General features: G+C 63.1%; 31 protein-coding genes. 7 read left to right on the top strand and 24 right to left on the bottom strand.

Features of this window, described 5'->3' with window-relative positions; translation table 11 throughout:
* Positions 1–3: 3 nt before the first annotated feature.
* The 4 genes from SM753_RS00410 to SM753_RS00395 form a co-directional block, all read right to left on the bottom strand.
* Positions 4–831 (bottom strand): 16S ribosomal RNA methyltransferase A, encoded by an 828-nt coding sequence (locus tag SM753_RS00410; protein ID WP_323190136.1) that lies wholly within the window; start codon positions 829–831, stop codon positions 4–6.
* Positions 832–906: 75 nt separating this feature from the next.
* On the bottom strand, positions 907–1,497 hold the full coding sequence (locus tag SM753_RS00405; RefSeq protein WP_138797437.1) for a DUF655 domain-containing protein: 591 nt from the start codon (positions 1,495–1,497) through the stop codon (positions 907–909).
* Between the two features lie 65 nt (positions 1,498–1,562).
* Positions 1,563–1,919 (bottom strand): RNA polymerase Rpb4 family protein, encoded by a 357-nt coding sequence (locus SM753_RS00400; RefSeq protein WP_135534115.1) that lies wholly within the window; start codon positions 1,917–1,919, stop codon positions 1,563–1,565.
* Positions 1,920–1,923: 4 nt separating this feature from the next.
* Positions 1,924–2,214, bottom strand: a complete 291-nt coding sequence (locus tag SM753_RS00395; RefSeq protein WP_135534114.1) for a 50S ribosomal protein L21e — start codon at positions 2,212–2,214, stop codon at positions 1,924–1,926.
* 144 nt (positions 2,215–2,358) lie between these two features.
* Here SM753_RS00395 and SM753_RS00390 point away from each other — a divergent pair, with 144 nt between their 5' ends.
* Positions 2,359–3,525 (top strand): cystathionine gamma-synthase, encoded by a 1,167-nt coding sequence (locus tag SM753_RS00390; RefSeq protein ID WP_135534113.1) that lies wholly within the window; start codon positions 2,359–2,361, stop codon positions 3,523–3,525.
* Positions 3,526–3,880: 355 nt separating this feature from the next.
* On the opposite strand, the gene SM753_RS00385 is transcribed toward SM753_RS00390, so the two are convergent.
* From SM753_RS00385 to SM753_RS00355, 7 genes are all read right to left on the bottom strand, one after another.
* On the bottom strand, positions 3,881–4,147 hold the full coding sequence (locus tag SM753_RS00385) for an elongation factor 1-beta (protein WP_135534112.1): 267 nt from the start codon (positions 4,145–4,147) through the stop codon (positions 3,881–3,883).
* Between the two features lie 2 nt (positions 4,148–4,149).
* Positions 4,150–4,329 (bottom strand): HVO_2753 family zinc finger protein, encoded by a 180-nt coding sequence (locus SM753_RS00380; RefSeq protein ID WP_135534111.1) that lies wholly within the window; start codon positions 4,327–4,329, stop codon positions 4,150–4,152.
* Positions 4,330–4,531: 202 nt separating this feature from the next.
* Positions 4,532–4,666, bottom strand: a complete 135-nt coding sequence (locus tag SM753_RS00375; protein ID WP_323190135.1) for a hypothetical protein — start codon at positions 4,664–4,666, stop codon at positions 4,532–4,534.
* 47 nt (positions 4,667–4,713) lie between these two features.
* The gene (locus SM753_RS00370; RefSeq protein WP_323190134.1) at positions 4,714–5,955 is read right to left on the bottom strand and encodes a tripartite tricarboxylate transporter permease; all 1,242 of its coding nucleotides are present in this window, start codon (positions 5,953–5,955) and stop codon (positions 4,714–4,716) included.
* Positions 5,956–6,105: 150 nt separating this feature from the next.
* Positions 6,106–6,465: a 50S ribosomal protein P1 gene (rpl12p, locus tag SM753_RS00365; RefSeq protein ID WP_323190133.1), complete on the bottom strand. Its 360-nt coding sequence runs from the start codon at positions 6,463–6,465 to the stop codon at positions 6,106–6,108.
* Between the two features lie 5 nt (positions 6,466–6,470).
* Positions 6,471–7,529, bottom strand: coding sequence for a 50S ribosomal protein L10 (locus tag SM753_RS00360; protein WP_323190132.1), 1,059 nt, complete (start codon positions 7,527–7,529; stop codon positions 6,471–6,473).
* 1 nt (position 7,530) lies between these two features.
* On the bottom strand, positions 7,531–8,169 hold the full coding sequence (locus SM753_RS00355; RefSeq protein WP_135534107.1) for a 50S ribosomal protein L1: 639 nt from the start codon (positions 8,167–8,169) through the stop codon (positions 7,531–7,533).
* Positions 8,170–8,389: 220 nt separating this feature from the next.
* Between SM753_RS00355 and SM753_RS00350 the strand changes: the two genes are divergently transcribed.
* Positions 8,390–9,175, top strand: a complete 786-nt coding sequence (locus SM753_RS00350; protein ID WP_323190131.1) for a hypothetical protein — start codon at positions 8,390–8,392, stop codon at positions 9,173–9,175.
* Positions 9,176–9,205: 30 nt separating this feature from the next.
* On the opposite strand, the gene SM753_RS00345 is transcribed toward SM753_RS00350, so the two are convergent.
* The 6 genes from SM753_RS00345 to SM753_RS00320 all read right to left on the bottom strand — a co-directional run bounded on the left by SM753_RS00345 (position 9,206) and on the right by SM753_RS00320 (position 12,297).
* Positions 9,206–9,694 (bottom strand): 50S ribosomal protein L11, encoded by a 489-nt coding sequence (locus SM753_RS00345; protein WP_135534105.1) that lies wholly within the window; start codon positions 9,692–9,694, stop codon positions 9,206–9,208.
* 89 nt (positions 9,695–9,783) lie between these two features.
* A complete protein-coding gene (gene cutA / locus SM753_RS00340; protein WP_135534104.1) occupies positions 9,784–10,089 on the bottom strand; it encodes a divalent-cation tolerance protein CutA in 306 nt (101 codons plus the stop codon).
* Between the two features lie 309 nt (positions 10,090–10,398).
* Positions 10,399–10,581, bottom strand: a complete 183-nt coding sequence (locus SM753_RS00335) for an HEWD family protein (RefSeq protein ID WP_323190130.1) — start codon at positions 10,579–10,581, stop codon at positions 10,399–10,401.
* Between the two features lie 217 nt (positions 10,582–10,798).
* Complete coding sequence (locus SM753_RS00330) at positions 10,799–11,152, bottom strand: cupin domain-containing protein (protein ID WP_135534102.1); 354 nt, start codon at positions 11,150–11,152, stop codon at positions 10,799–10,801.
* Positions 11,153–11,230: 78 nt separating this feature from the next.
* A complete protein-coding gene (locus SM753_RS00325; protein WP_135534101.1) occupies positions 11,231–11,572 on the bottom strand; it encodes a hypothetical protein in 342 nt (113 codons plus the stop codon).
* A gap of 56 nt (positions 11,573–11,628) precedes the next feature.
* Positions 11,629–12,297 carry a bacterio-opsin activator domain-containing protein gene (locus tag SM753_RS00320; RefSeq protein ID WP_323190129.1) on the bottom strand — a complete coding sequence of 223 codons (669 nt, stop codon included), beginning with the start codon at positions 12,295–12,297 and terminating at the stop codon, positions 11,629–11,631.
* A 140-nt stretch (positions 12,298–12,437) separates the two neighbouring features.
* Here SM753_RS00320 and SM753_RS00315 point away from each other — a divergent pair, with 140 nt between their 5' ends.
* Positions 12,438–12,581: a hypothetical protein gene (locus tag SM753_RS00315; protein WP_323190128.1), complete on the top strand. Its 144-nt coding sequence runs from the start codon at positions 12,438–12,440 to the stop codon at positions 12,579–12,581.
* Positions 12,582–12,923: 342 nt separating this feature from the next.
* On the opposite strand, the gene SM753_RS00310 is transcribed toward SM753_RS00315, so the two are convergent.
* A complete protein-coding gene (locus tag SM753_RS00310; protein WP_323190127.1) occupies positions 12,924–13,430 on the bottom strand; it encodes a GNAT family N-acetyltransferase in 507 nt (168 codons plus the stop codon).
* A 218-nt stretch (positions 13,431–13,648) separates the two neighbouring features.
* On the opposite strand from SM753_RS00310, the gene SM753_RS00305 reads away from it, so the two are divergent.
* On the top strand, positions 13,649–14,236 hold the full coding sequence (locus SM753_RS00305) for a hypothetical protein (protein WP_323190126.1): 588 nt from the start codon (positions 13,649–13,651) through the stop codon (positions 14,234–14,236).
* 78 nt (positions 14,237–14,314) lie between these two features.
* Here SM753_RS00305 and SM753_RS00300 read toward each other — a convergent pair whose 3' ends face one another.
* Both SM753_RS00300 and SM753_RS00295 read right to left on the bottom strand, forming a co-directional pair.
* On the bottom strand, positions 14,315–14,773 hold the full coding sequence (locus tag SM753_RS00300) for a hypothetical protein (RefSeq protein WP_323190125.1): 459 nt from the start codon (positions 14,771–14,773) through the stop codon (positions 14,315–14,317).
* A 73-nt stretch (positions 14,774–14,846) separates the two neighbouring features.
* Positions 14,847–15,287, bottom strand: a complete 441-nt coding sequence (locus SM753_RS00295) for an acyl-CoA thioesterase (protein ID WP_323190124.1) — start codon at positions 15,285–15,287, stop codon at positions 14,847–14,849.
* A gap of 124 nt (positions 15,288–15,411) precedes the next feature.
* Between SM753_RS00295 and SM753_RS00290 the strand changes: the two genes are divergently transcribed.
* Positions 15,412–16,731, top strand: a complete 1,320-nt coding sequence (locus tag SM753_RS00290; RefSeq protein WP_323190123.1) for a TraB/GumN family protein — start codon at positions 15,412–15,414, stop codon at positions 16,729–16,731.
* On the top strand, positions 16,731–17,336 hold the full coding sequence (locus SM753_RS00285; protein ID WP_135534093.1) for a metalloprotease: 606 nt from the start codon (positions 16,731–16,733) through the stop codon (positions 17,334–17,336). The genes SM753_RS00290 and SM753_RS00285 overlap by 1 nt, the downstream gene beginning before the upstream one ends.
* Before the next feature lie 41 nt (positions 17,337–17,377).
* Here the strand turns inward: SM753_RS00285 and SM753_RS00280 are convergent, their stop codons facing one another.
* The 4 genes from SM753_RS00280 to SM753_RS00265 are packed head-to-tail and all read right to left on the bottom strand — an operon-like array spanning position 17,378 to position 19,940.
* Entirely contained in the window at positions 17,378–17,668 is a 291-nt protein-coding gene (locus SM753_RS00280; protein ID WP_369335309.1) for a hypothetical protein, read from the bottom strand.
* Positions 17,669–17,676: 8 nt separating this feature from the next.
* On the bottom strand, positions 17,677–17,952 hold the full coding sequence (locus SM753_RS00275) for a winged helix-turn-helix domain-containing protein (RefSeq protein WP_135534091.1): 276 nt from the start codon (positions 17,950–17,952) through the stop codon (positions 17,677–17,679).
* A gap of 42 nt (positions 17,953–17,994) precedes the next feature.
* Complete coding sequence (locus SM753_RS00270; protein ID WP_323190122.1) at positions 17,995–19,464, bottom strand: molybdopterin-dependent oxidoreductase; 1,470 nt, start codon at positions 19,462–19,464, stop codon at positions 17,995–17,997.
* The gene (locus tag SM753_RS00265; RefSeq protein WP_323190121.1) at positions 19,461–19,940 is read right to left on the bottom strand and encodes a hypothetical protein; all 480 of its coding nucleotides are present in this window, start codon (positions 19,938–19,940) and stop codon (positions 19,461–19,463) included. The genes SM753_RS00270 and SM753_RS00265 overlap by 4 nt, the downstream gene beginning before the upstream one ends.
* A 147-nt stretch (positions 19,941–20,087) precedes the next feature.
* Here SM753_RS00265 and purM point away from each other — a divergent pair, with 147 nt between their 5' ends.
* Entirely contained in the window at positions 20,088–21,068 is a 981-nt protein-coding gene (purM, locus tag SM753_RS00260) for a phosphoribosylformylglycinamidine cyclo-ligase (protein ID WP_369335316.1), read from the top strand.
* Positions 21,069–21,073: the final 5 nt, after the last annotated feature.

The following is a 21,073-nucleotide window of genomic DNA, read 5'->3' as shown; positions in this document are numbered from 1 at the left end:
CTGTTACCTCCCGACGTCGTCAGCAAGCGTCGCCAGCGCCGCGAACTCAGCGGGCGTTACGTTGCCCGCGCGCATGCTCATCAGTTCCTCGTCCGCCGCGTCGACGACAGCGTCCGGGTCATCGAGCCCGGAGATGTGTGCCGTGTTCCTGACGGCGTTTCGCATCGTCTTGCGCCGCTGGGTGAACACCGCCTTCACGAAGCGGAGGAAAAAGTCCTCGTCGTCGACGTCGTACTCCGGGTCCCTCGGTCTGGTTCGTACGACCGCGCTTTCGACCGACGGCGGCGGCGAGAACGCTTCTTTCGGAACGGGTTCGACGACTTCCACGTCGGCGTAGTGCTGTGCGGTCACCGAGAGACGGCCGTAGTCGTCGCTGCCCGGTTCCGCGGCCATCCGTTCCGCGAATTCCTTCTGGAACATCAGTACCAGCGGTTTGCCCAGCGGTAGCAACCGGAACGCGATCTGACTGGACGCACCGTAAGGGAGATTCGAAACCGAGACGGTGAACTCGGGCAGCGAAACGTCGAGCGCGTCGCCCTCAACCACCGTCAGTCGACCGGCTTCGATCTCCTCGTCGAACTCATCGCGCAGGAACGCGACGAGTTCCGGGTCCCGCTCGACGGCAGTCACGCGGTCTCCGGTCGCCAGCAGACGGTCGGTCAATGCGCCTGTCCCCGCGCCGATCTCCAGAACGTGACCCGAATCCGCGTCCGCCTCGGGCGCGTACGACGGGAGGCGATTCAGCACGCGGTCGTCGACCAGGAAATGCTGGTCCCGATCGGGGTTTCCACGTACGTCGGCCCGAGCAAGAATTCCGTCCGGATCTCTCATTCGATTACCCGGCGGTAGGCAACGGACGGTTTAAAACCCTCCGGCCTGTGCGGGCCGGCACGCCGCGTTCCTCGGCTACTCTGCACCCGTTTCGCGGCCGACGAACGCACGGTATTTCAGGTCCTCGTCGCGGATCTCCTCGATAATTCGCTCGACGAGTACTCCTTTCGGGTCGTGAAGCCCGGCGATCCGGTCTTCCAGGTCGTCGAAGCTCTCGAACTTCCCCCGTTTTCGCTTGTCGAGGACGTTGTTCCGGAGTTTCTTCCCGATTCCGGGAAGCAGGTTTAGCTGGTGCAACCGAAGCGTGATCGGTTGCGCCTCGTTGTAGAAATCGACGAACCGCTGTTCGTTCTCCGTAACGATATCCTCGATCGCGTATTCGAGTTCAGACTGCGCCCCGCCCGAAAGGTCGTCGTAGTCGACGGTGCGGAGGCGTTTTATCGACCCGTTTTCGTCCTGTGGTTCCACTACGATCCGGTCGCCGATACCGGCATCTGCGTCCTCGTCGAACGCGATCTCGTACAGGAGAAAGTCCACCTCGCCGACGGCGTAGGCCACCGGTGACTTCTGGTACTGCGGACGATCGTCGTCGGCACGGCCGTGCGGCATGTAATCGAGCAATACCGCGTGGCGTAGCCCCGGCCCGTCGCTGTCGGAGTCGGTCATTCTGACGTGGTGATACGGCGACTGGCCACTTAAACAGTCGCCTGCCGAGAAAGTCCCGAGCCGAGTTAGACGTACTTCGCAACGACGTTGAGTATATCGTCGAGTTCGTCGCCGGAGAGCGAGTACCGCTGCTGGGCGAACACGGCGCGGAGTTCGTCGCGGTCTTGCGGTAAGAGGTCGGCTACCTTGTAGGCAGTCGCCTCGTCGACTTTCTCCAGTTCGAGCAGTTCCTCGACCAGTTCGCGCGATTCCTCCGGCGTGAGGAGAGCGAACCGGTTGACGTGCTCGATGGCTCGAGCGAGTTCGTACCGCATCTCGCGGTCCTCGTCGGCGGCGTGGTCCGCCTCAACCTCCGAGAGCAATTCTTTCGCCTCGGAGATAGTGAGGTGTTCTTCGTCTAACTTCTCTTTGAATATCGTCATCGTGTTACTGCTGGGCAGTCAGGTGCGGAGCGCCAACGATCAGCGTCTTCTCCTTGCCGCCGTCGTTTACTGCGACCTTGAAGCAGTCGCCCTGCTTGCCGGCGACTTCGCCGGTCAGCCCGTCGAACCGGGGATGGAAACGACCGTCCGTCACGCTCGGGTCGATCTTCAGGTGGACCTTCTGGCCCGTTTCGAATTCCTGGATCGCGCGTTGCGGCGGAGACGTTCCGCGCTCGCGCGGACTGTTCGAGAGCTTCTTCCGTGTTTTCTTGCGAGGTCCGTCGGAGTTCGGCATAGTCGTGGACGTTGTTTGGCTGGTGACGGTTATAAAAGGTGCGTTCCCGTCCGACGACGGGGTTTCGGATAGTCTCACACGGTCCGCGCGAGAGGGTCGCCCGAGAGAGATAATACTATCCGCCGCCGCGGCGAGACACACCCTATGGCCGAGGACAACGACCACCGAATCGAGACGCGTTCGATCCACGCCGGACAGGAACCCGACGAAGAGACGGGCGCACTGATGACTCCTATCCACGCTAACTCGACCTACGAGCAGGACGCTCCGGGCGACCATCGCGGGTACGAGTACTCGCGCACCGGCAATCCCACCAGGACTGACCTCGAAGCGAACCTCGCCAGCCTGGAAAACGGGGAGTACGGCCGGTGTTTCTCATCCGGGATGGGCTCGATCAACACCGTTCTCAACCTCCTCGAATCCGGCGATCACGTCGTTAGCGGCGAGGACATCTACGGCGGGACCAGACGCATCTTCGACCAGGTGTACTCCCAGTACGATATCGAGTTCTCCTACGTGGACATGACCGACCTCGACGCCATCGAGGACGCCTTCCGCGAGGACACGGAACTGCTGTGGCTGGAAACGCCGACGAATCCGCTGATGTCCATCGTCGACATCGAGGGCGCAGCCGAGATAGCCCACGACCGCGACGCGCTCTGTGCTATCGACAACACGTTCGCCACGCCGTATCTCCAGCGGCCGCTCGACCTCGGCGCGGACATCGTCTCTCACTCGCTCACGAAGTATCTCGGCGGTCACTCCGACGTAGTCGGCGGCGCGCTGATAACGAACGACGAGGAACTCGACGAACGCTTCGGCTTCTACCAGAACAGCGTCGGGGCGACGCCCGGTCCGCAGGAGTGTTTCCTGGTTCTCCGCGGTACCAAGACGCTCCCCGTTCGGATGGACCGCCACTGTGAGAACGCACGAGAACTCGCGCAGTGGCTCGACGACCACCCCGATGTCGACACGGTGTACTACCCCGGCCTGGAATCTCATCCCGGACACGATATCGCCGCCGAACAGATGGACGACTTCGGTGGGATGCTCTCGTTCGAACTCCATGCCAGCCTCGACGAAGCCGCGGAGTTCGTCTCGAACACCGAGGTGTTCACTCTCGCTGAGAGTCTCGGCGGCGTCGAGAGCCTCATCGAACAGCCCGCAACGATGACCCATGCCTCCATCCCCCGTGAGGAACGCATCGCCGCGGGGCTCACCGACGGCCTCATCCGCGCCAGCGTCGGCATCGAACACGTCGACGACCTGAAGGCGGACCTGCAGCAGGCGATCGATGCCGCTCTAGAATAGCGAACAGACGGCCACCGATATCGCGAGGGGTCCGCCGTACACCCGCCTCGTCCGCCCTCGCGCCGGTTCGTCAGATCACGGTGGGTCTGGCCCCGGTTTCGGTGATAAACCTTCGGCTAGTCGGTTGGCCGAACGAGCACGCGCTCGCGGGTTCGCAAGCGTGGGTGAGTCACGGGGACGGGTAGGTACTCAGAGCGTGTCCTCACGAGCGGAGTGAGTGACGGCTCGGAGCGGCGAAGCCGCTCCAGTAGACAGTGAAGCGGGAAGTGAATAGTGGACGGCTTCGCCGTCCCTGACCGTTCGAGCGGGCTGTCGTCCGGGCGAAGAGCCCGTAAGGCCCGAACGAGGGATTACCTTATATGCGACCGACGTTCTCGACGCCGACGCTCTCGACGTCGTCGACGTTGCTGAACGCCTCTTCGACGGCCTCGGTTCCGCCCGCATCGTCAGGGACGATGACGGTCGGGTACAGCGCTACCAGTCCGAACGCGACTTCGTCGCGTTCGACCCCGTTTATCTTGGCTCCCTCGGGAAGGGAGTTTTCCAGACGCTCCTGGAGCTCGTCCAGGTCGACGTCCGGGCTCTGCGGCATGACTTTGATCTTGGCGGCTACCTTACCCATACTTACGGACCCGTGAACCCACAGTCGGGGCACTCGTAAAGGTTGCTCTGCTTGCGACACTTGGAGCAGCGGTAAATCTGGTACCCGCAGTCGGGGCACTTGAACGCGGCTGCGGTCGTCCCGGAGATGTTGATCCCGCAGGAGACACACTTCTGCGCTCGTTTCTGATCCGATTCGCTCATACACCTCAGTACCGTCTGCCCACTTTTAACCGTTGTTTTTTCCTCGGCGGGGACAGCGGCGTTACGTGTCGCCCCGATCGAAGCCGATACTGCCGTCACCAGGGAACACCTCCACGGAGACATCGAACGGTTCCGCCTTCTCGACGGTCTCTCCCGGCTGTATCCCCACGTTACTCTGGCGTTGATAGTTGTCGTTGCCTGTCTATACTCGGACGCTGATCGTATTTGATTGCTCGGTGTCGGACGTGGTCTCCGCGGTGTACGTGACGTTCATGGTACCGTCGTCTTCCTCGTAATCGAACTGCGGGATCTCGATATCCGAGATGCGTTTGATCACCACGCCGCGACTAACCCTAACCGCTAGTCGGTGACAAGGTAGTCCGGTTACACGCCGAGCGCCAGCGGGCCGATGAGCACGCCCATCAGATGGACTCGGCGCGCACCGAGCCGAACTGGTACCAGACCGAGTGCCGCGCTGACGACGAAGACGGCGACGCCAGTGAAACCAGCGAACAGCCAAGAGAGGCCGACGAGCAGGGTCAGTATCCCCATAGAGAGGCGACGGTAATCGGTTCGCCCGACAACCCGGAGGTAGCGGTCCCCCACTGTGAGCACCAGACAGAATCCCGCGGCGCTCGCGAGTATCGCGGTGCCGACCAGTAGCGGGAGGTTTAGCGGGGCGGCGACCTCGTCGAACGCCACAAGAACGCCGGTTCGCGGCTGGCGGATCGCGACGAGGGCGAAGAGAGCAAACAGGGTATTCGCCGTGTTCACCCCGCTCGTTGCCACGACGTACCCCCTGTCGCCGGCCGAACCGGGCGTCAGCGTCAGCACGGCCACTGCCGCGATTGCGCTGGAAATACCGGGAAGGTAGCCGACGACCGCCCCAGCGAGCGCTCCCGCAGCGGCCATGGCGAGGACGGCCCGTCGGGTCGATGTCACTGCTGCGTCCGCCTGTTCCGGCACCCCCGCACCGCCGAGCGCATCGACCAACACGGGCGCGCCGAACAGGCCGGCGAACAGCGGGGTCAGCATGCCGCCGGCCGCGAGCGGGGCCGCAGGAGAGAGGTCGAGTGTAGCCCAGCCGAGTGCCGCGGCCGCTGCGAACGATGCGAGTCCGACCGCGGCCCCGCGTGCTGTTCGTTCGGTGGCGACCAACAGGACGACGACAGCACCGAGTACGAGCGGCATGTGCGCACGAAGCGTCGGATAGACCGCCGTCATCGCCTCAGTCACGGGAATTGCCATCGGAAGCGCTACGGCGACGGCCAGACCGCTCCCAAGCGCCGAGAGCCTGACCGCTTCGCGCCCCCGACCGGCGATGACCAGTCTATGACCGGGAAGTGCCGTCGCCGCCATCGCCGCGTCGGGGACGCCGAGCGCGAGCGCCGGAACCGCGTCGAGAAACGTGTGAACCACGCCGGCGGCGAGCATCGCCACGCCTAACAGGAGCGGCGGCCCCGGGATCTCGCTGGCGGCCGCTGCCAGCACGAGCGCGAAGTTGTTCGCGTGCAGCCCCGGCGTCAGTCCGCTTACGGTGCCGAGCGCGACGCCGCCGAGAACGAACGTGAGCACGGCCACGGTTCGCTCAGGCGCTGTGAATACCCTGATCCCGAACTCTTCCATCGCTACTGGCTGGCCGCGGCTTCACGTATGAACTCTCGGCTCCGCGTATCGGGCATCGATCTCAACTGCGACACACAAAGTCGACGTGACGGTGACACCCGTCGCTATCGAAGTAGCGCCAATAAAAGTTCGAAGGTTGTGAATCCGGATTTAACCGAAGAGTTCGCCGAGACCCTCGCCGCTGGCCTCGTCGTCGCCGTCGCCTTCGTCCTCGTCGTCGTCCTGCGTATCCGGCAGTTCCTCGTCGGCTTCCTCGGCTTCCTCTGCTTCGTCGGCCTCCTCGGCACCGCCTTCGGCGGCAGCGCCACCGGCAGCGGCTCCGCCGGCGGGCACTGCAGCGGCCTCCGCGACGGCCTCGTCGATGTCGACGTCCTCCAGCGCGGCCACGAGAGCCTTGACGCGGGATTCCTGCACATCAGCGCCGGCGGCCTCGAGGACGCCGGTCAGGTTGTCTTCGTTGAGCTCTTCGCCAGTCTCGTTCAGGATGAGTGCTGCGTAAACGTATTCCATTGTTGTTATCCGAACATGTCGCCGAGTCCTTCCGCGGCGGAGTCTTCGTCGTCATCGTCGTCGTCAGCCTCGTCGGCTTCTTCGGACTCCTCCGTGTCGGGTTCGGCCTCGTCTTGGTCGTCAGTCGATGCTTCCTCGGATTCCGCTTCAGCGCCCGCCGAGGGCGCTTCGACGCCTTGCAGGTCCTCGGGGAGCGCCTCTTCGTCGTCGATCTGTGCCGCGAGCACGCGGACCTGCGCGTCCGCCTTGCTCACGAGATCGTCGGCGAGGTCGGGGCTCTCGATGGAGGCCTGCAGGCCGAGGCTCTTGGCCTCGCCCGTGGCCTTCGCGACGAGCGTCGGCGCGGTCTGTGCGGTCGGGAACTTGGAGTTGACAGCCAGGTTCCGTGCGCGGGCCGCCGCCGTCGAAACGTCGCTCCGGTACTGCTCGACGTCGATGTCCAGGTCTTCTGGGTCGAACATGACGCCCTCGGAGACGACGGCGCGCAGGTCGAGACCCACTTCCTTCGGCTCGATGCCGAGTTCGTTCAGGACGTTCGACAGGTCGGCCGAGACTTCTTCGCCGGCTTCGAGGACGGTACTGTCCTCCGTAACCTGAATCGAACCTTCCTGAATCCGGGCCGAGGCGCCGACGTTCTGGAGTTCGCCGACGAACGGGCCCGGGTCGACGCCCGTGTCACCCTCGGGGATGACGATGTCGTTGGGCGCGACTTCGCCTGCACCGATCGGAGCCGGCGTCTTCGACGCTTCGAGCTCCTGGTACAGGCCGAACGGATTGTCGTTCGTTCCGATGAGACCGACCTGACCTTTGATCTGGTCGGTTAGGTCTTCGAGTCCGCCGCCGACTTCGTCCAGCGCACGCTGGAGAAGCGTGTTCCGGCTGACGCGAAGCTCCGCAGTACCGTGCAGGCCACGGCGCATGTCCTGAAGCTGTCGCGACGGAATGCCGGCGATGTTGACGACGCCGACGCTCTGGTAGCTCTCGATGAGCGAAACGAGGTCGTCGACCTCCTCTCGCTTCCACTCGGGCAAGTTCTCAGTCTTGCGCTCCGCCTGGGCGCTCATATCAGGCCACCTCCTCTGCCGGGCCCATGGTAGTTTTGACGTACACCGTGTCGATGTTGAGCGGGCCCTTCTCCAGGTCCGCGTGCAGACGGCGGAGGATAACGTCGATGTTGTCTGCTATCTCCTCCGCGGACATGTCCTCCGCACCGACGCGGGTGTGGAACGTCCGGCGGTCGCCGCTGCGTAGCTGAACGGTGTTTTTCATGCGGTTGACCGTCTCGACGACGTCGTCGTCGGGGGACAGCGGCGTCGGCATCTTCCCTCGCGGGCCGAGGATAGTACCGAGGTATCGACCGATGTCCTGCATCAGGCTCTCCTCGGCGATGAAGAAGTCGGTCTCCTCCGCCAGGTCCTTGGCCGCGTCGTCGTCGTCGCCAAGGTCGGCCAGTTCGTCGCCGTCGAGAACGTCGTCGGCGGCGTCCTCGGCGCGGAGGGCGGTTTCGCCCTCCGCGAACACGACGATCTTCGTTTCCTGGCCGGTTCCGGCCGGGAGAACGATACTTTCGTCTACACGGTTCGACGGTTCGTTAAGGTCTAAGTCGCGCAGGTTGATCGCGAGGTCCACCGTCTCACGGAAGTTCCGCTCGGGTGAGTCCTCGAGTGCGCTGGACACTGCTTGCTCTATATCCTGATCTGCCATCGTTCACCTCCGTAGTACGCGTAACGCTCCTACGGGTCAGTGAAACAGGCGATGCCTGTCTCACCCGAACAGTGGCCCATCTCGAACTTAAACCCGTCGAAGCGGCTGAAGGGTTCCAGCGCTACCGGCTTCCGAACGGTCGGTTGTCACCGTTTTCCGCCGGCTCTGTACGAACCCACCTGACCCCGCAGCCCTTTTCGCTTGCGGACGTACGTCCGGCGTGTCGAGTCACTTCTTGCTGACGGCGGGGCTCGCACTGGCTCTGGCCGCCGTCCACGCCGGCGCGGGATATGTCCGGTTCTCAGCGGTTGTTCCGCGCGACGGTTGGCTCTCGTTCGGCGGCGGCGTTTCCGTCGCGTACGTGTTCGTTCACCTCCTTCCGGAACTCGGGGCGGGGCAGGTCATCATCGCGGAGGCCGAACACACGCTCGTCGACTACTTGGCCCATCACGCGTACCTCATGGCGCTAGTCGGGTTCACACTGTTTCACGGGCTCGAACGGTGGGCAGTGCGTGTACGGGGTTTCGACGGGGAAGTCGACGACGACGGTGAACCCGCTCCCGACGAATCGAACGGGATTCGGGAAGGCGAGGTGAGCGAGTGGGGCACCCACGTTTTCTGGGCACATATGCTCTCGTACGGCCTACTGAACGCTCTCGTCGGTTACTTGCTCGCTGGACGCGCGACGGGCGGCGACAACGCCGTCCTGTTCGCGGTGGCGATGGGATTTCACTTCGTCGTCAACGACGACAGTCTCCGCCGCCACCACAGCGACGCGTACGACCGTCTGGGTCGGTGGATACTGACCGCCGCTGTTGTCGGCGGGTGGATGCTGTCGATAGTCGTCCACGTTCATCACGCCGTAGTGATGGGGGCGTTCGCATTCGTCAGCGGGGGCGTGATTCTGAACGTGATCAAGGAGGAACTCCCGTCCGAGCGGGAGAGTCAGTTCGGTTACTTTCTGGTCGGGGCCACAGCGTACGCGGCACTGCTGGTCTGGGGGTAACAGAAGAACCGAACCGCCTGTCGACCGCCGTTACGCTTCGGCGGCGTCCGCGAACTGGTCGTCGTACTCGCCGTCGGCGATCCGCTGTTTGAACTCGCGCGGATTCTCGCCTTCGATGGTGACGCCGAGCGAGGTACAGGTGCCGACGACCTCCTTCGCGGCGTTTTTCAGGTCGTACGAGAGCAGGTCGGGGTGTTTCTGTTCCGCGATCTGCTTGACCTGGTCGACCGAAAGGTCGGCGACGAAGTTCTCCTGCGGTTCGCCGCTACCCGTGTCGAACCCGGCCTCGTCCTTGATCAGTTCGGCCGTCGGCGGAACGCCGACTTCGATCTCGAAGGAGCCGTCGTCGTCATACTCGACGGTGACGGGGACTTCCGTCCCGTCGAACGCTTCGGTCTGATCGTTTATCTCGCCAACGACAGCCTGTACGTCGACAGGCGTCGGTCCGAGCTCGGGACCGAGCGGCGGGCCAGGATCGGCCTGGCCACCCGGAACGAGCACTTCGATGGTACCAGCCATACGGGAAAGAACCTCCGCGCGAGGTTTAAGGGTTGCTTTTCGCAGTGACCGGGGGCGGATCCGGTCGCCGGACCCGTCGCGGCGGATGGTTACTCGCTCACCGCGTCGTTTCGCCACTCGGCGAAGGTCGAAAGCACGTCTTCCTCGGAGAACCGTTCGATACAGGGAACGTCGTGAGGATGGATCGCCTCGACGCGGTCGACCAGGTCGTCGTACCGATCTGCGGAGGTCTTCGCCAGCAGGATAGCCTCCGCATCCTCGTGGGTCTCTCCCTCCCATCGGTACGTCGACGCGCAGTCGACCCGGTTGACGCAGGCCGCAAGTCGGTCCTCGACGAGCGTCGTTGCGATCTCTGCTGCGTCGTCTCGCGGCGCGGTGATGTAAACCGTCGGCATAGCGAGCGCTACGGTAGCCACGGACAAAGAAGCGATCACTGCAGTGCGTTTGGCAGGTCAAACCGCAGTCGGTTCTGTGGAGTATCTGCACTGTGTTGAATCTGTATCAGAAATGCGCCGTGTTGAACTCGTCTCAGTCGTGTCGAACCCGTACCAGATTACTCTTCGCGCGCTTAGACGCGTTCATCGTGTACGTACGCGCGTCCGTCATCAATAATTTATGTTCGTTCACACAGTTACGATCGTTCACACCGACGCTTTGCGGTCGTTTCCAACCGGTGCTTTACCGTCTCGTTGGCCGTCGTCCGGCTAATCCTTGAACGGACTGAACGATCCGGTGATGTTCCACTCGTGGATGCAGTGGGGATTCCCGACCTGGCGTTCGTCGTCTTCCTCGCGGATCCGCCAGGTTTCGTCGTCCTCGTCCCAGTGTTCGCTTCGACCGCACCGCTCGCACTCCCGAAACGACGGGGTCTGGAGTCCTGTACCCATACCCGTCCCAACGTTGTCGAGGTATATAACAGTGCCATCTGCGGGCGTCGAGTTCACCCTCCTCTCGGTTTTCGGACGTTCAAACACCGGCCTGGTCGACGGCCTTTCGTCTAACATTTCCGGTATGTGCGTCCGACCGTCGCCCCCGTCCGTACACTCCGGATACCCGGACGCGTGACCTGAACGCATTTGCCGGGTAGCGTCGTCCGACCCGCTCTCACTCCTCGGTCACGGCGTCGCCCTCGACGTTCGGCGCGCCCACGACGAACAGCGTACTCTCTGTCAGCGCTGTCAACTGCCGCCACGCGTCGGGGTCGACTACCACGAACTCGCCGGCACCGACCTCGAACGTTTCGTCTCCGACGTCCATCTCGAATCGCCCGTCGACGACGAAATACAGTTCTTCCTGAGCATCGTGCCTGTGGCGGTTGTTCGACTCCCCCTCGTCGAACGACCAGACGCTCGGCCGCATCTCCTCAGGCCGGAGTTCGTATCCGACTGCTTTCAGACCGGGTTCGATCCCCTCAATATCCCGTTCGTCGAGTTCATCGACAGTCGTTCGGGAGTACATGGCCGCTAGTTCGGTTCGCAGACGCAAAAACTGACACGCTCACTTACATCGGAGACACATCGTCCCGGAGAACACCGATCATTCCGCCGTGCCGTCAACGGCCAACACCGTCCGAGTGGTTTCGAGGGCAGTGATGGCCTGTTCCGCTAACATGCATCGCCGTACCGTCTCCGTCTCGCGGTCGTAAGTCAGCATTCCCATCTCCTCTAATTTCGGGAGGTCCGAGTGGACGAGTGAGATCCGTATCTCAGCGGGATCTGCCCCGGTTTCTGTTGCGAGATGTCCCGCAAGTCCGTCGAGCGACGCACTGTCGCTCCTCTCGGCGAGATAGGAGAGGATCCGCTGCCGGCGGCTATTTGACAGTGCCTCGAACACCGTTTGCACAGGGTCGGCGAGCGATTGCGATCGGTTGGTAGCCATCAGTATCACTCACGCGGCGGACCCGAAAGCATCGACGGGTTCGATATCGAACCGGTTTAAGTGTCGGTCGCCGTCCCCCTGACGCCTTCGAACGTTTCTTCGAGCACTGTCTCGTGCGCGCGCCGCAGGCGCTTCGAGATAGCGTTCGTAGAAATATCCAGTTCGTTCGCGAGTTCTTCCATCGACGTTTCACGGGGGACTGAGAAATACCCCTGATCGTAGGCGAGTTCGAGTACTTCGCGCTGTTCGTCCGTGAGATGTTGTACCGCTGGATCGCTCGTCGTATCCGCCTTGTACAGGCGAACCAGTTCGAACGAGAGGTCGTACGCTGCACACAGGTCGTGGAACTCGGCGAGCGATTCGTCGTCGGGAAACAGGATCCGGACGTGCCACTTCCCGTCGTCTCCCACTGCGTCCAGTATCGTCGCGCCTACGTCATCGAGGGCGTACACGAGCGGTTCCGCGTTCTCGTCCCACTCCGCGCGGTAGAACCGCCCTTCGGAACTGTCGTCGAGTCGGCGCACGTCCTTGACGCTCGGATCGGTTCGTAGCGCGTCGTGGAACTCGTCGATACCGTCGCCCCGTGCCCAGAAGAACGGGGTGACGCGGTTCGTGGTATCAGCGACAATACGTTCTACCTCGACGGTTACCCCCGGGTCTTCCTGCAGTGCCCGTCCGAGAACGAACTCCGTCGACGGGTGGCTGAACTCCGCGATAGTTGGCATTCGACCGGTTTATTGCCTCAAAGTACCTAACCTCTGCGGTCGCTTGGGGGCGTCGTCGGGACCGTAATAGCATGCTCTACCTCCCCCGCCGCTCGTCTTTGGGGCGGCGGCTTATGCCGCTCGACGTAGAGAGATCCCGTATGGAGAAATGTCCTGTTTGCGGCGAGGAGATATACCAGGGCGAGGAGAACCAGATCGTAACGGAGCACCAGAGCGAACAGTTCCACTTCTGTTCCGAGGAGCACCGCGACGAGTTCGAAGAATCTCCCGGTGAGTACACCTGACAAGGGACTGTCGTCGAAGCCGGAAACGAACGCCGTTCGAAGTGGGACAACCAGTGGCCCTCCGACCACTGTTACGACGAGTGGAAACGTCACGATGACGTTGGAGACCGCGCACGTCGAGAGCGCCGCTCCGAAGGTTTATACCGGATACCCGGCCCAACGCCGGCGTGCGGTAACCATCGCGCGGTGTCGGTTCAGACGGGAGTACGGCGCACTGCACCGCGTTCGCTTCGCGCCGTCTGTTCGTTCTCGCGGGCCCTCGGCGCGTACTCCGTTCCGTCACGAGCGGTAGTGACGGATCCCCTCTTCGAGACAGCGGCGAAAGGATATGTATCCGATGTGTTACTGGCTCGTCCCGGTCTTCACCCGCTGGAGAGAGTACACGTTCTCCGGGTGCCGTTCGTCCCCGACCTGCGTCTCGTTCTCGTCCGATCGCTCGAAGCCGTGTTCTTCGTAGAACGCGTTCCCGAGTTCGTTCTCCGCGAGTACCATCGCTCGGATGCGTTCGACGCCCCTTCCGAACAGTTCGTCACGAACAGATGTGAGGAGATGCGTGCCGACTCCCTGCCGGCGGTAATCCGGCGCAACGTACAAACGGAGGATGTCCCCCTCAGATACGTCCCAGACAACATGGGCGAACCCGACGATAGCGCCGCCGTCGTCAGCGACGAATATTTCGGCGTCGTCAGCGTCGACCACGTCTCTCAGTTTCCCCTCGGCATACCAGTCTTCGACCGTGTCGTCGATAGTTTCCCGGCTGACGAACTCGGGGTAATCCTGCTCCCACGACCGTTCAGCGATCCCCTTGACGGTCAATACGTCCGATTCAGTGGCTGGGCGGATCTCCATGCGGGTGTTTCGTTGGAAAAACCGTTACGTTTTTCGCTGGCTGTCGGATCGCTGGTGAATTGGATACGTTTGGACGGGTTTGTCACAAACCCCTTTTGTACCCCCAACTATGGTGTTATCGGGGCAACCTGGGGCGATACCGGGGCGTTCGATCACGCAGGGGACGTGGGGGACGTGGGGGACGGGGGTCACCCATCACGGACGACGGAGAAAACACCATGTCGAAACGACATCACTACGAGACACGACAGAACGGGACTCAGAGGCACCCCACTCACTCTCGTAGTGGGGTCGACGACGGCTCACTGCCGGAGGTTTTCGAGGGGGAGGGGGCGTGGCACGCCTTTGCCACGGCGCTCACCGAGTGTCCGGAGTGTGCCAGCAACCGGGCGACTGCTGTCCACGACCGGGAAAACACCGTCCGACGGTTGCACTCGCAAGGGGGGTTGGAGGGAGACCGAAACGACGAGAAACGGGTCGAGACCGACACCGGAACCCAGTCGACGATGCTCGATCCCGGAACCGTCGCAACGTTTTACGCCGGCGTCAGTACGAGCGCCGATTCGCTCTCGATTCACGTCCATTTCAGTACCGGGCACACGGTCGAGCTTATCGGTCCGGACGAGACTGTCCACCGGTCCGTGGATCCGGGTGATTCGACGAAAGAGGCCATCGGCATCAGAACCTGGACGGTGGATTCATCAGAACCGGGACAGTGGACCGTCGAAATACGGTCACCGTCATCGGGCGAGAAGCGGAAGGTTTCGGTTACGTTCGGAACGCTCACGGCTGAGCAGGATACTTGACAGGTAAAACGACCGTGACCCAGTCGTCTCCGTTTGGTTAGCTCGTCCGGTCGCGACCCGCTCTGCTTCTCGAATGCCTTAGTCGAAATCCGGAAGGTCGTCCGGTGAGTCGTACTCCGCTTCCCAGTCTACGAAGTCTTGCTTCAGTACCTCGCTGACGACCTGACCGAGTTCGGTCAGTCCAGCGTTGATAGCGGAGACCGTTCCCCAGGAGTCGAGGTCCGGATGATAGTCGCGTTCGCGCCAGTCCTCGGGAATGCCGGGCGCGTGATAGCCGACTCTGTCGGCAAAGTCGTCCCAGAAAAAGTCGAACTCCCGGAACAGACCGAGGTCCCTCGCGATCTCGAACTCCGCTTCGTCCATGTCCGTGTTCCCTCGCCACTCGTCGAAGGCGTCCGCCCACGCGCCGTCTTTCAGGAACTGTTCGAGGTCCTGACGGCGGTAGTTCGCGTTCCCCGTCACCTCGACGTCGTCGTACTCTTCCGGGTCCGTCTCCTGTAGTTCGGGCGGGTCGGGCGCGTCGACATCGAGAGTCATACAGTCCCCTACGCCGGCGCGAGGAATAGTAGTGTCGTTCAGTCACCTCCCCCGGCGACCGCGGACCGAACGCTTAGCGATCGTTCGTAGAGAGCGCCGCGTTTTGCCGTCGCTCCCCTTCTTCGCTATCGACCGTGAGCTCGGGGACCGGAACGGGTTCGTGCTCGTCGTCGATAGCGACGTAGACGAAGTACGATCCGGTCGTTGGTTCGCGCTCGCCGGTCCGCGGGTTCTCGCGGAACGCTCGGAGTCTAACGCTGACGCTAGTTTCGCCCGTGTCGTAGACGTAGGACTCGATGACGGCAGTGTCCCCGACGTATATCGGCTGGCGGAAGTTCATCTCGTTCACGCGGGCGGTGACACACGCCTCGCCGGCGAAGCGCATCGCTGACATCGCGCCGATCTCGTCCATCCACTTCATGACGTTGCCACCGTGGACGGTGTCGAGGCTGTTGGCCTGGTTCGGCTGCACCATTTCGCGGTTCTCGATGTACGTGTCCATCAGACTCGGCATGTTCGGGAGTTGTCACGGCCCGGGAAAGATACTGTCGGATCGAACGAGTGCCGGCCGCCGAAAGCCGTTCTCGCCGTCACGACTCTCCGACAGTGGTAAAAGCCGCGGCAGTATATCGATGTGCATGAGTGACGAAGCGGAGTCGGCGACGCCTCCCCAGGCGTCGCACCCGCCCTCCGGCGAGGGCAGGGTGCAGGTCGTCGGAACGGCTCACGTCTCCGCCGACAGCGTAGAGGAAGTCGAACGGACTATCGAGGAAGAGCGTCCCGACATCGTTGCGGTGGAACTAGACGAGGGCAGATACCAACAGATGCAGGGCGAAGCGGGCCAGGACCTAGAAGCCCGCGACCTCTTGCGCGGCAACACGGTGTTTCAGTTTCTCGCCTACTGGATGCTCTCGTACGTTCAGGCGCGACTCGGAGAACGGTTCGACATCCAGCCGGGTGCGGACATGAAAGCCGCTATCGACACCGCCGAGGAACTCGGTATCGGCGTCGCCCTGGTCGACCGAAACATCCAGGTGACGATCCAGCGATTCTGGGCGAGGATGACGTTCATCGAGAAAGTGAAGATGGTCGGGAGCCTCTTTCTCGGGCTGTTCGGATTCGGCGGCGAACCGCAAGAGGAGTTCGATATGGAGGACATCACGGACGCGGACGTCGTCACGGCGATGATAGAGGAGTTCCGGCGGTTCAGCCCCGGCGGAGCCGAGGCGCTCATCGACGAACGGGACGCCTTCATCGCCCACAAACTGCTTGCGCTACGGGAGCAGGGGTATCACGTCGTCGCCACCGTCGGTGCCGGCCACCGCGAAGGGATCGAAGGCTACCTCGAAAACCCCGAGACGCTACCGCCGATGGAATCGCTCGTCGGGACCCACTCCAAGCGCTGGTTCTCGCCGGTTAAGCTGCTCGGATACCTCTTTACCGTCGGTTTTCTCGTGTTCTTCTTCCTGCTCATCATGGCGGGCGTCAACGACACGTTCCTCCTGAAACTGTTCGGAGCGTGGTTCCTGTTCAACGGGATTCTCGCGTTCTCGCTGGCGAAGATAGCCGGCGCGCGCTGGACGAGCGCAGGAGTCGGCGGCGCAGTCGCGTGGCTCACCAGCGTCAACCCGTTGCTCGCTCCGGGGTGGTTCGCCGGCTACATGGAGCTCCGGCACCGCTCCGTCGACATCGGCGATATCGGCAAGCTGAACGAGATCATGAGCGACGAGGAGACGCCGATCCGCGACCTCATCGGACAGATGTTCGACGTGCCGCTGTTCCGACTCATCATGGTCGTCGCGCTGACGAACATCGGCAGCATGATCGCCAGTTTCCTCTTTCCGTTCACGGTCTTGCCGTGGCTCGCCCCCGAGATAGGTGGCGTCAGCGGCGTCCTCGACCAACTGATCGCCGGCGCGGAAAACAGCGCGGAACTGATCTGGGAGCTGGTCACCTGATGCGTTTCTCCGGCCGCGAGGTCGTCGATCTGGTAGCGGCGTGGCTGGCGCTCGGCCTCGCGTTCACGCTTTTTTTCGTCCCTGCCGCGCGGGCCATGGATCCGGACGCTATCCTCTCGTTTCTCCCCGTGAGCATGCTGACTGTCGGGGTTGCGTTCCTCCTCCACGAACTCGCTCACAAGTTCGTCGCAGTCCGATTCGGCCAGATTGCGGAGTTCCGGGCCGACTACGGGATGCTCTTTATCGCCATCATGAGCGCCCTTGCCGGCTTTATATTCGCGGCTCCGGGTGCCGTCCACCACCGCGGTCGGATCACGCGCCGAGAGAACGGCCTCATATCGCTCGCCGGTCCGGTAACGAACATCCTGCTGATGGTTCCGTTCGGCGCGCTCGCGCTCACCGGCGCTGGCCCGGACGTCAGCGGCTACTCGGTCGGCAGTCTCGGTGTCGGCATCAACGGCTTCCTCGCGGCGTTCAACATGATCCCGTACGGCCCGCTCGACGGGAAGACGGTCTGGAAGTGGAACAAAGCGGTGTATCTCGCCGTGTTCGTTCCGGCCGCGGCGTTCGTGGTGTGGATGTTCCTCGGAACGCCCGGATACTGACTACTGCGGGAAGTCGGACCGCCCGCGACGCCGGTCGGTCGTCACTTCGCCGTCACCCACGCCAGGAAGACGAGCGCGACGAACTGCATCCCGCGGAGGACTGCGACAGCCGTCTGTACGCCGGGGTCACCGGAGTACAGCATCTTCGTGCTGAAGAAGAAGTAGATCGCGGTAGCGTTTTCGAGCAGCATCACGCTCCCGAAGGCGATCAGCCCCAGGATGAGCGGCGTCCGGAAGGTCCGATAATTCCGCACCCAGACAGCGGTCAGGCCCGCTAACAGGAGGATGTTGACCCCCGAGAGGGCGCTCGCAACCATGATTTCGGTGCCCATCGCCATGGTTACTCCACTTCGTCGAGGATGGTCTCGAACTCCTCGCGGTGTTGCTCGAAGCGGTCTGTGAGAAAGTACAGCTTGCCGTACTCGTTCTCGCCGCTCTCGAGGACGTCGTGTTCAGTGAGCATATCTAGGTGGTGACGAACAGTGTTGTAATCCATCTCGATCGCCTCCGCGATCTGATTCGCGTTGCGTGGACGCTCCGATAGCGTGCGGACGATCCGCGCCCGCGTTTCGCCGCCCCGCGTACCGGCGAAGAGATACCAGAGCGCCTGTTCCATCTCCGTACGTGTCGGTCTGTCCCGGATTATATAGTTTCACCGTTACCCCTCAACGGTTCTGGAGACCCAGCCGGTGGGACCGCTCGGATACGAGTCGGACCGCTCCTCCGGTTGCACGTCGCCGTTGCCGTCGACGGCGCGAACGACCACTTCGTGTGTGCCCGACGGCGTGAACTCGTGACTCCACTGTCGCCACACGTCGTCTCCTGGGAGCGGTTCCGACAGGGCCGCCTCGGCCCACGTGTCGCCGCCGTCGGTCGACACCTCGACTGTCTGGACTCCGCGCGTCCCCGCGTAGGCGTGGCCGGCGAGTCGGACGTTTCCGTCGTCTTTGTGTTCGACGCCCTCGTCGTAGAGTTTCGCGACCGTTTCGACCGGGCCCGTACCGTGCCAGCCGCGTTCCTCCCAGTAGCCTTCCGCCTCCTGATCGAGCACCTCTATTTCGGTGACCCACTTGACGTTGATCTCGCCCCAGTGGCCGGGTATCAACGTCCGGACGGGATGGCCGTGGCCTTTGGGGAGTTCGGTCCCGTTCATTCCGTACGCCAAGAACCCACGCTGGAGGGCCGACAGCGGGAACACCTGATAGTAGTCGTCCGCGGCGTGGAGCCTGACGCATTCGCATCCGCCCTGGGGACCGGCCCGCTCGATAAGCGGCGCGACCGGCGTTCCGGTCCAGAGCGCGTTGTCCATCTTCTTCCCGTTCAGGTTTTCGCCGACGCAGCGAAGCGTGACGAATCGGTGTTCTGACTCTCTCCCCCGCAGGTCGTCGAAGTCGAGGGTGAACGGCTCGTCGACCTCACCCGTCACCGCCAGTTCCCAGTCGTCTTGATCGACGGTTGGGTCGAAGCTACTGTAATCGACCTCGTAGAACTCGTCGCTGACGAGCCCCTCGATTCCGGCTACGTCGAGCGAGCGCTCTTCTGCGGTGTCCAGTAGCGCCTCCGTCTCCGCTTGCTCGTCGAGCGGTTCCGTTTCGATCCCGGTGTCCCGTTGCGTCCCGATGACGGTCCCGGCCGCCGCAAGGCCGAGCAGCGATCCGACTGAACCGAGGACGGCGCGGCGGCGCTCGGAAGTCTCGGCCGGTCCGTCGCTGACCCGCCTGGCAACTGGGACCGCGGCTGCGGGCAGGGCTGTGGCTGCCGCGGAGAGTACCGGCGACCCCACGGTAAACGACAGTGCAAGCGCGATCCCGCCGCCGACCGCGACACCCGGGAGCGCGTGGCCGGTCCGGTCGGCCGCAACGATCCCCGCGAATCCGGCGAGCGCGAACAGGCCGATAGCGGTCGCGATAGCGCCGACCAGCAACAACTGGTGGCCGAGGTCGCCCAGTTGCTCGATGGCAAACGCAACAAGCACGTCGGGCGAGAGGTCCCGGAGGACCTCCTCGGTCGCCGCCCCGACGAACTGAGGGGTGAACCCGGTTGCGGCGTACGACCCAGCGACGGATGCGAGACCGCCCGCTCCCGCGAGGGCGAACGCCGACCGATAGTCACGGAGTGTGTCGATCATCGGAGTCGAGTGTACCCCAGGATGGCGACGGCGGCCAGGGCGACCGCGACGGTTCCGAAGCCGTCGAGCGACCCGCCCTCGCTTTCCTCTTCGTCCATATCGTTGCCGTCGTCCATGTCGTTACTATCATTCATTCCTTCGGTCGTTTCCATACCGTCGCCGTCGCTGCCGTTCATGCCGTCACCATCGTTCATCTCTTCGGTCGTTTCCATACCGTCGCCGTCGTTCATGTCGTCGCCATCATTCATCGATTCGGTCGTGCCCATCCCGTCGCTGTCATCCATGTCATCGTCCATCCCGTCGCTCTCGTTCTCTTCCATCCCGTCGTCCATCGTGGTGGTCGTCGTCAACGGGGCAGTGTTCGAACTGTCTGACGGCGAGTCGTCGACCGCTGTGAGTCCTGCGACCGGCAGAGAGACCAGTGCGAGTCCGATAAGCGCTACCACGAGCGTCCGTCCGAAGTGTCGTCGGTTCATCTCCGTCTGTATGCAGAGAGGATTGGGATAAACCGATTTTTCAAACTCGGTTCGGTGTCGGTACAAACTGCGTCTAGAATTCGTTCGGGATCCGTCGTCCGGACCGGCCTGAGCGGGACCGATGACCTTTTGCTCGCGCCGGGAGCGATATCGCCTATGAGCGAGGAGAACTCCGAGGAGTTGACCTACGCCGACACGGGCGTCGATATCGAGGAGAGCGAGGCGGCGACGGCGGCGCTGCTATCGGCGTTCGGCGACGTCGACGGGTACGCCGGACTGCTCGACATCGGCGACCGCTACCTGGCGCTCGCGACCGACGGCGTCGGAACGAAACTGCTCGTCGCGGAGGCGCTCGAAGACTACTCGACGATCGGTATCGACTGCATCGCGATGAACGCCAACGACCTGGTGGCGGCCGGCGTCGACCCCGTCGCGTTCGTCGACTACATCGCCATCGACGAACCGAACGACGAGTTCACGGAACAGATCGGCGAGGGCCTCGCCGCAGGCACCGACGACGCCGGGATCGCACTGCTCGGCGGCGAGACGGCGGTGATGCCGGACGTGATCAAAGGCCTCGACCTGGCCGGGACCTGCGCGGGCCTCGCACCGAAAGACGCCATCTTCGACGGCGAGGCGGAACCCGGTGACCGCCTCGTCGGATTCCCGTCCAGCGGCATCCATTCGAACGGGCTGACGCTCGCCCGCGAAGCCGTCACCCGAAATCACGAGTACACCGACCCGTTCCCGCCGAACTCCGACCGCTCCATCGGCGAAGAACTGTTGGAACCGACGCGGATCTACACATACCTGCTCGACGACCTGCGTGACCACGGTGTCCGCGCCGCGGCCCACGTCACCGGCGGCGGGTGGACCAACCTCGAACGCATGGGCGAGAACCGCTATGAGATCACGGACCCGCTTCCGGCACAGTCCGTGTTCGAGTTCGTCCAGTCCGAAGGCGACGTCAGCGACGAGGAGATGCACCGCACGTTCAACATGGGGACCGGGTTCGTCGTCGCCGTCCCGGCGGACAGCGCGGACCCGCTCGCGGACGCGACCGACGGACAGGTCATCGGCACGGTAAAAGAAGGCGACGGCGTCTCGATCCGCGGCCTGACGCTGTAGTCTCT

Origin of the sequence: Halostella sp. PRR32 (assembly GCF_034808085.1) — an archaeon.
Lineage (GTDB): Archaea > Halobacteriota > Halobacteria > Halobacteriales > Natronoarchaeaceae > Halostella > Halostella pelagica.
Note: the sequence above shows the minus strand (reverse complement) of the source record. Positions and strands in the feature narration are given on the sequence as shown.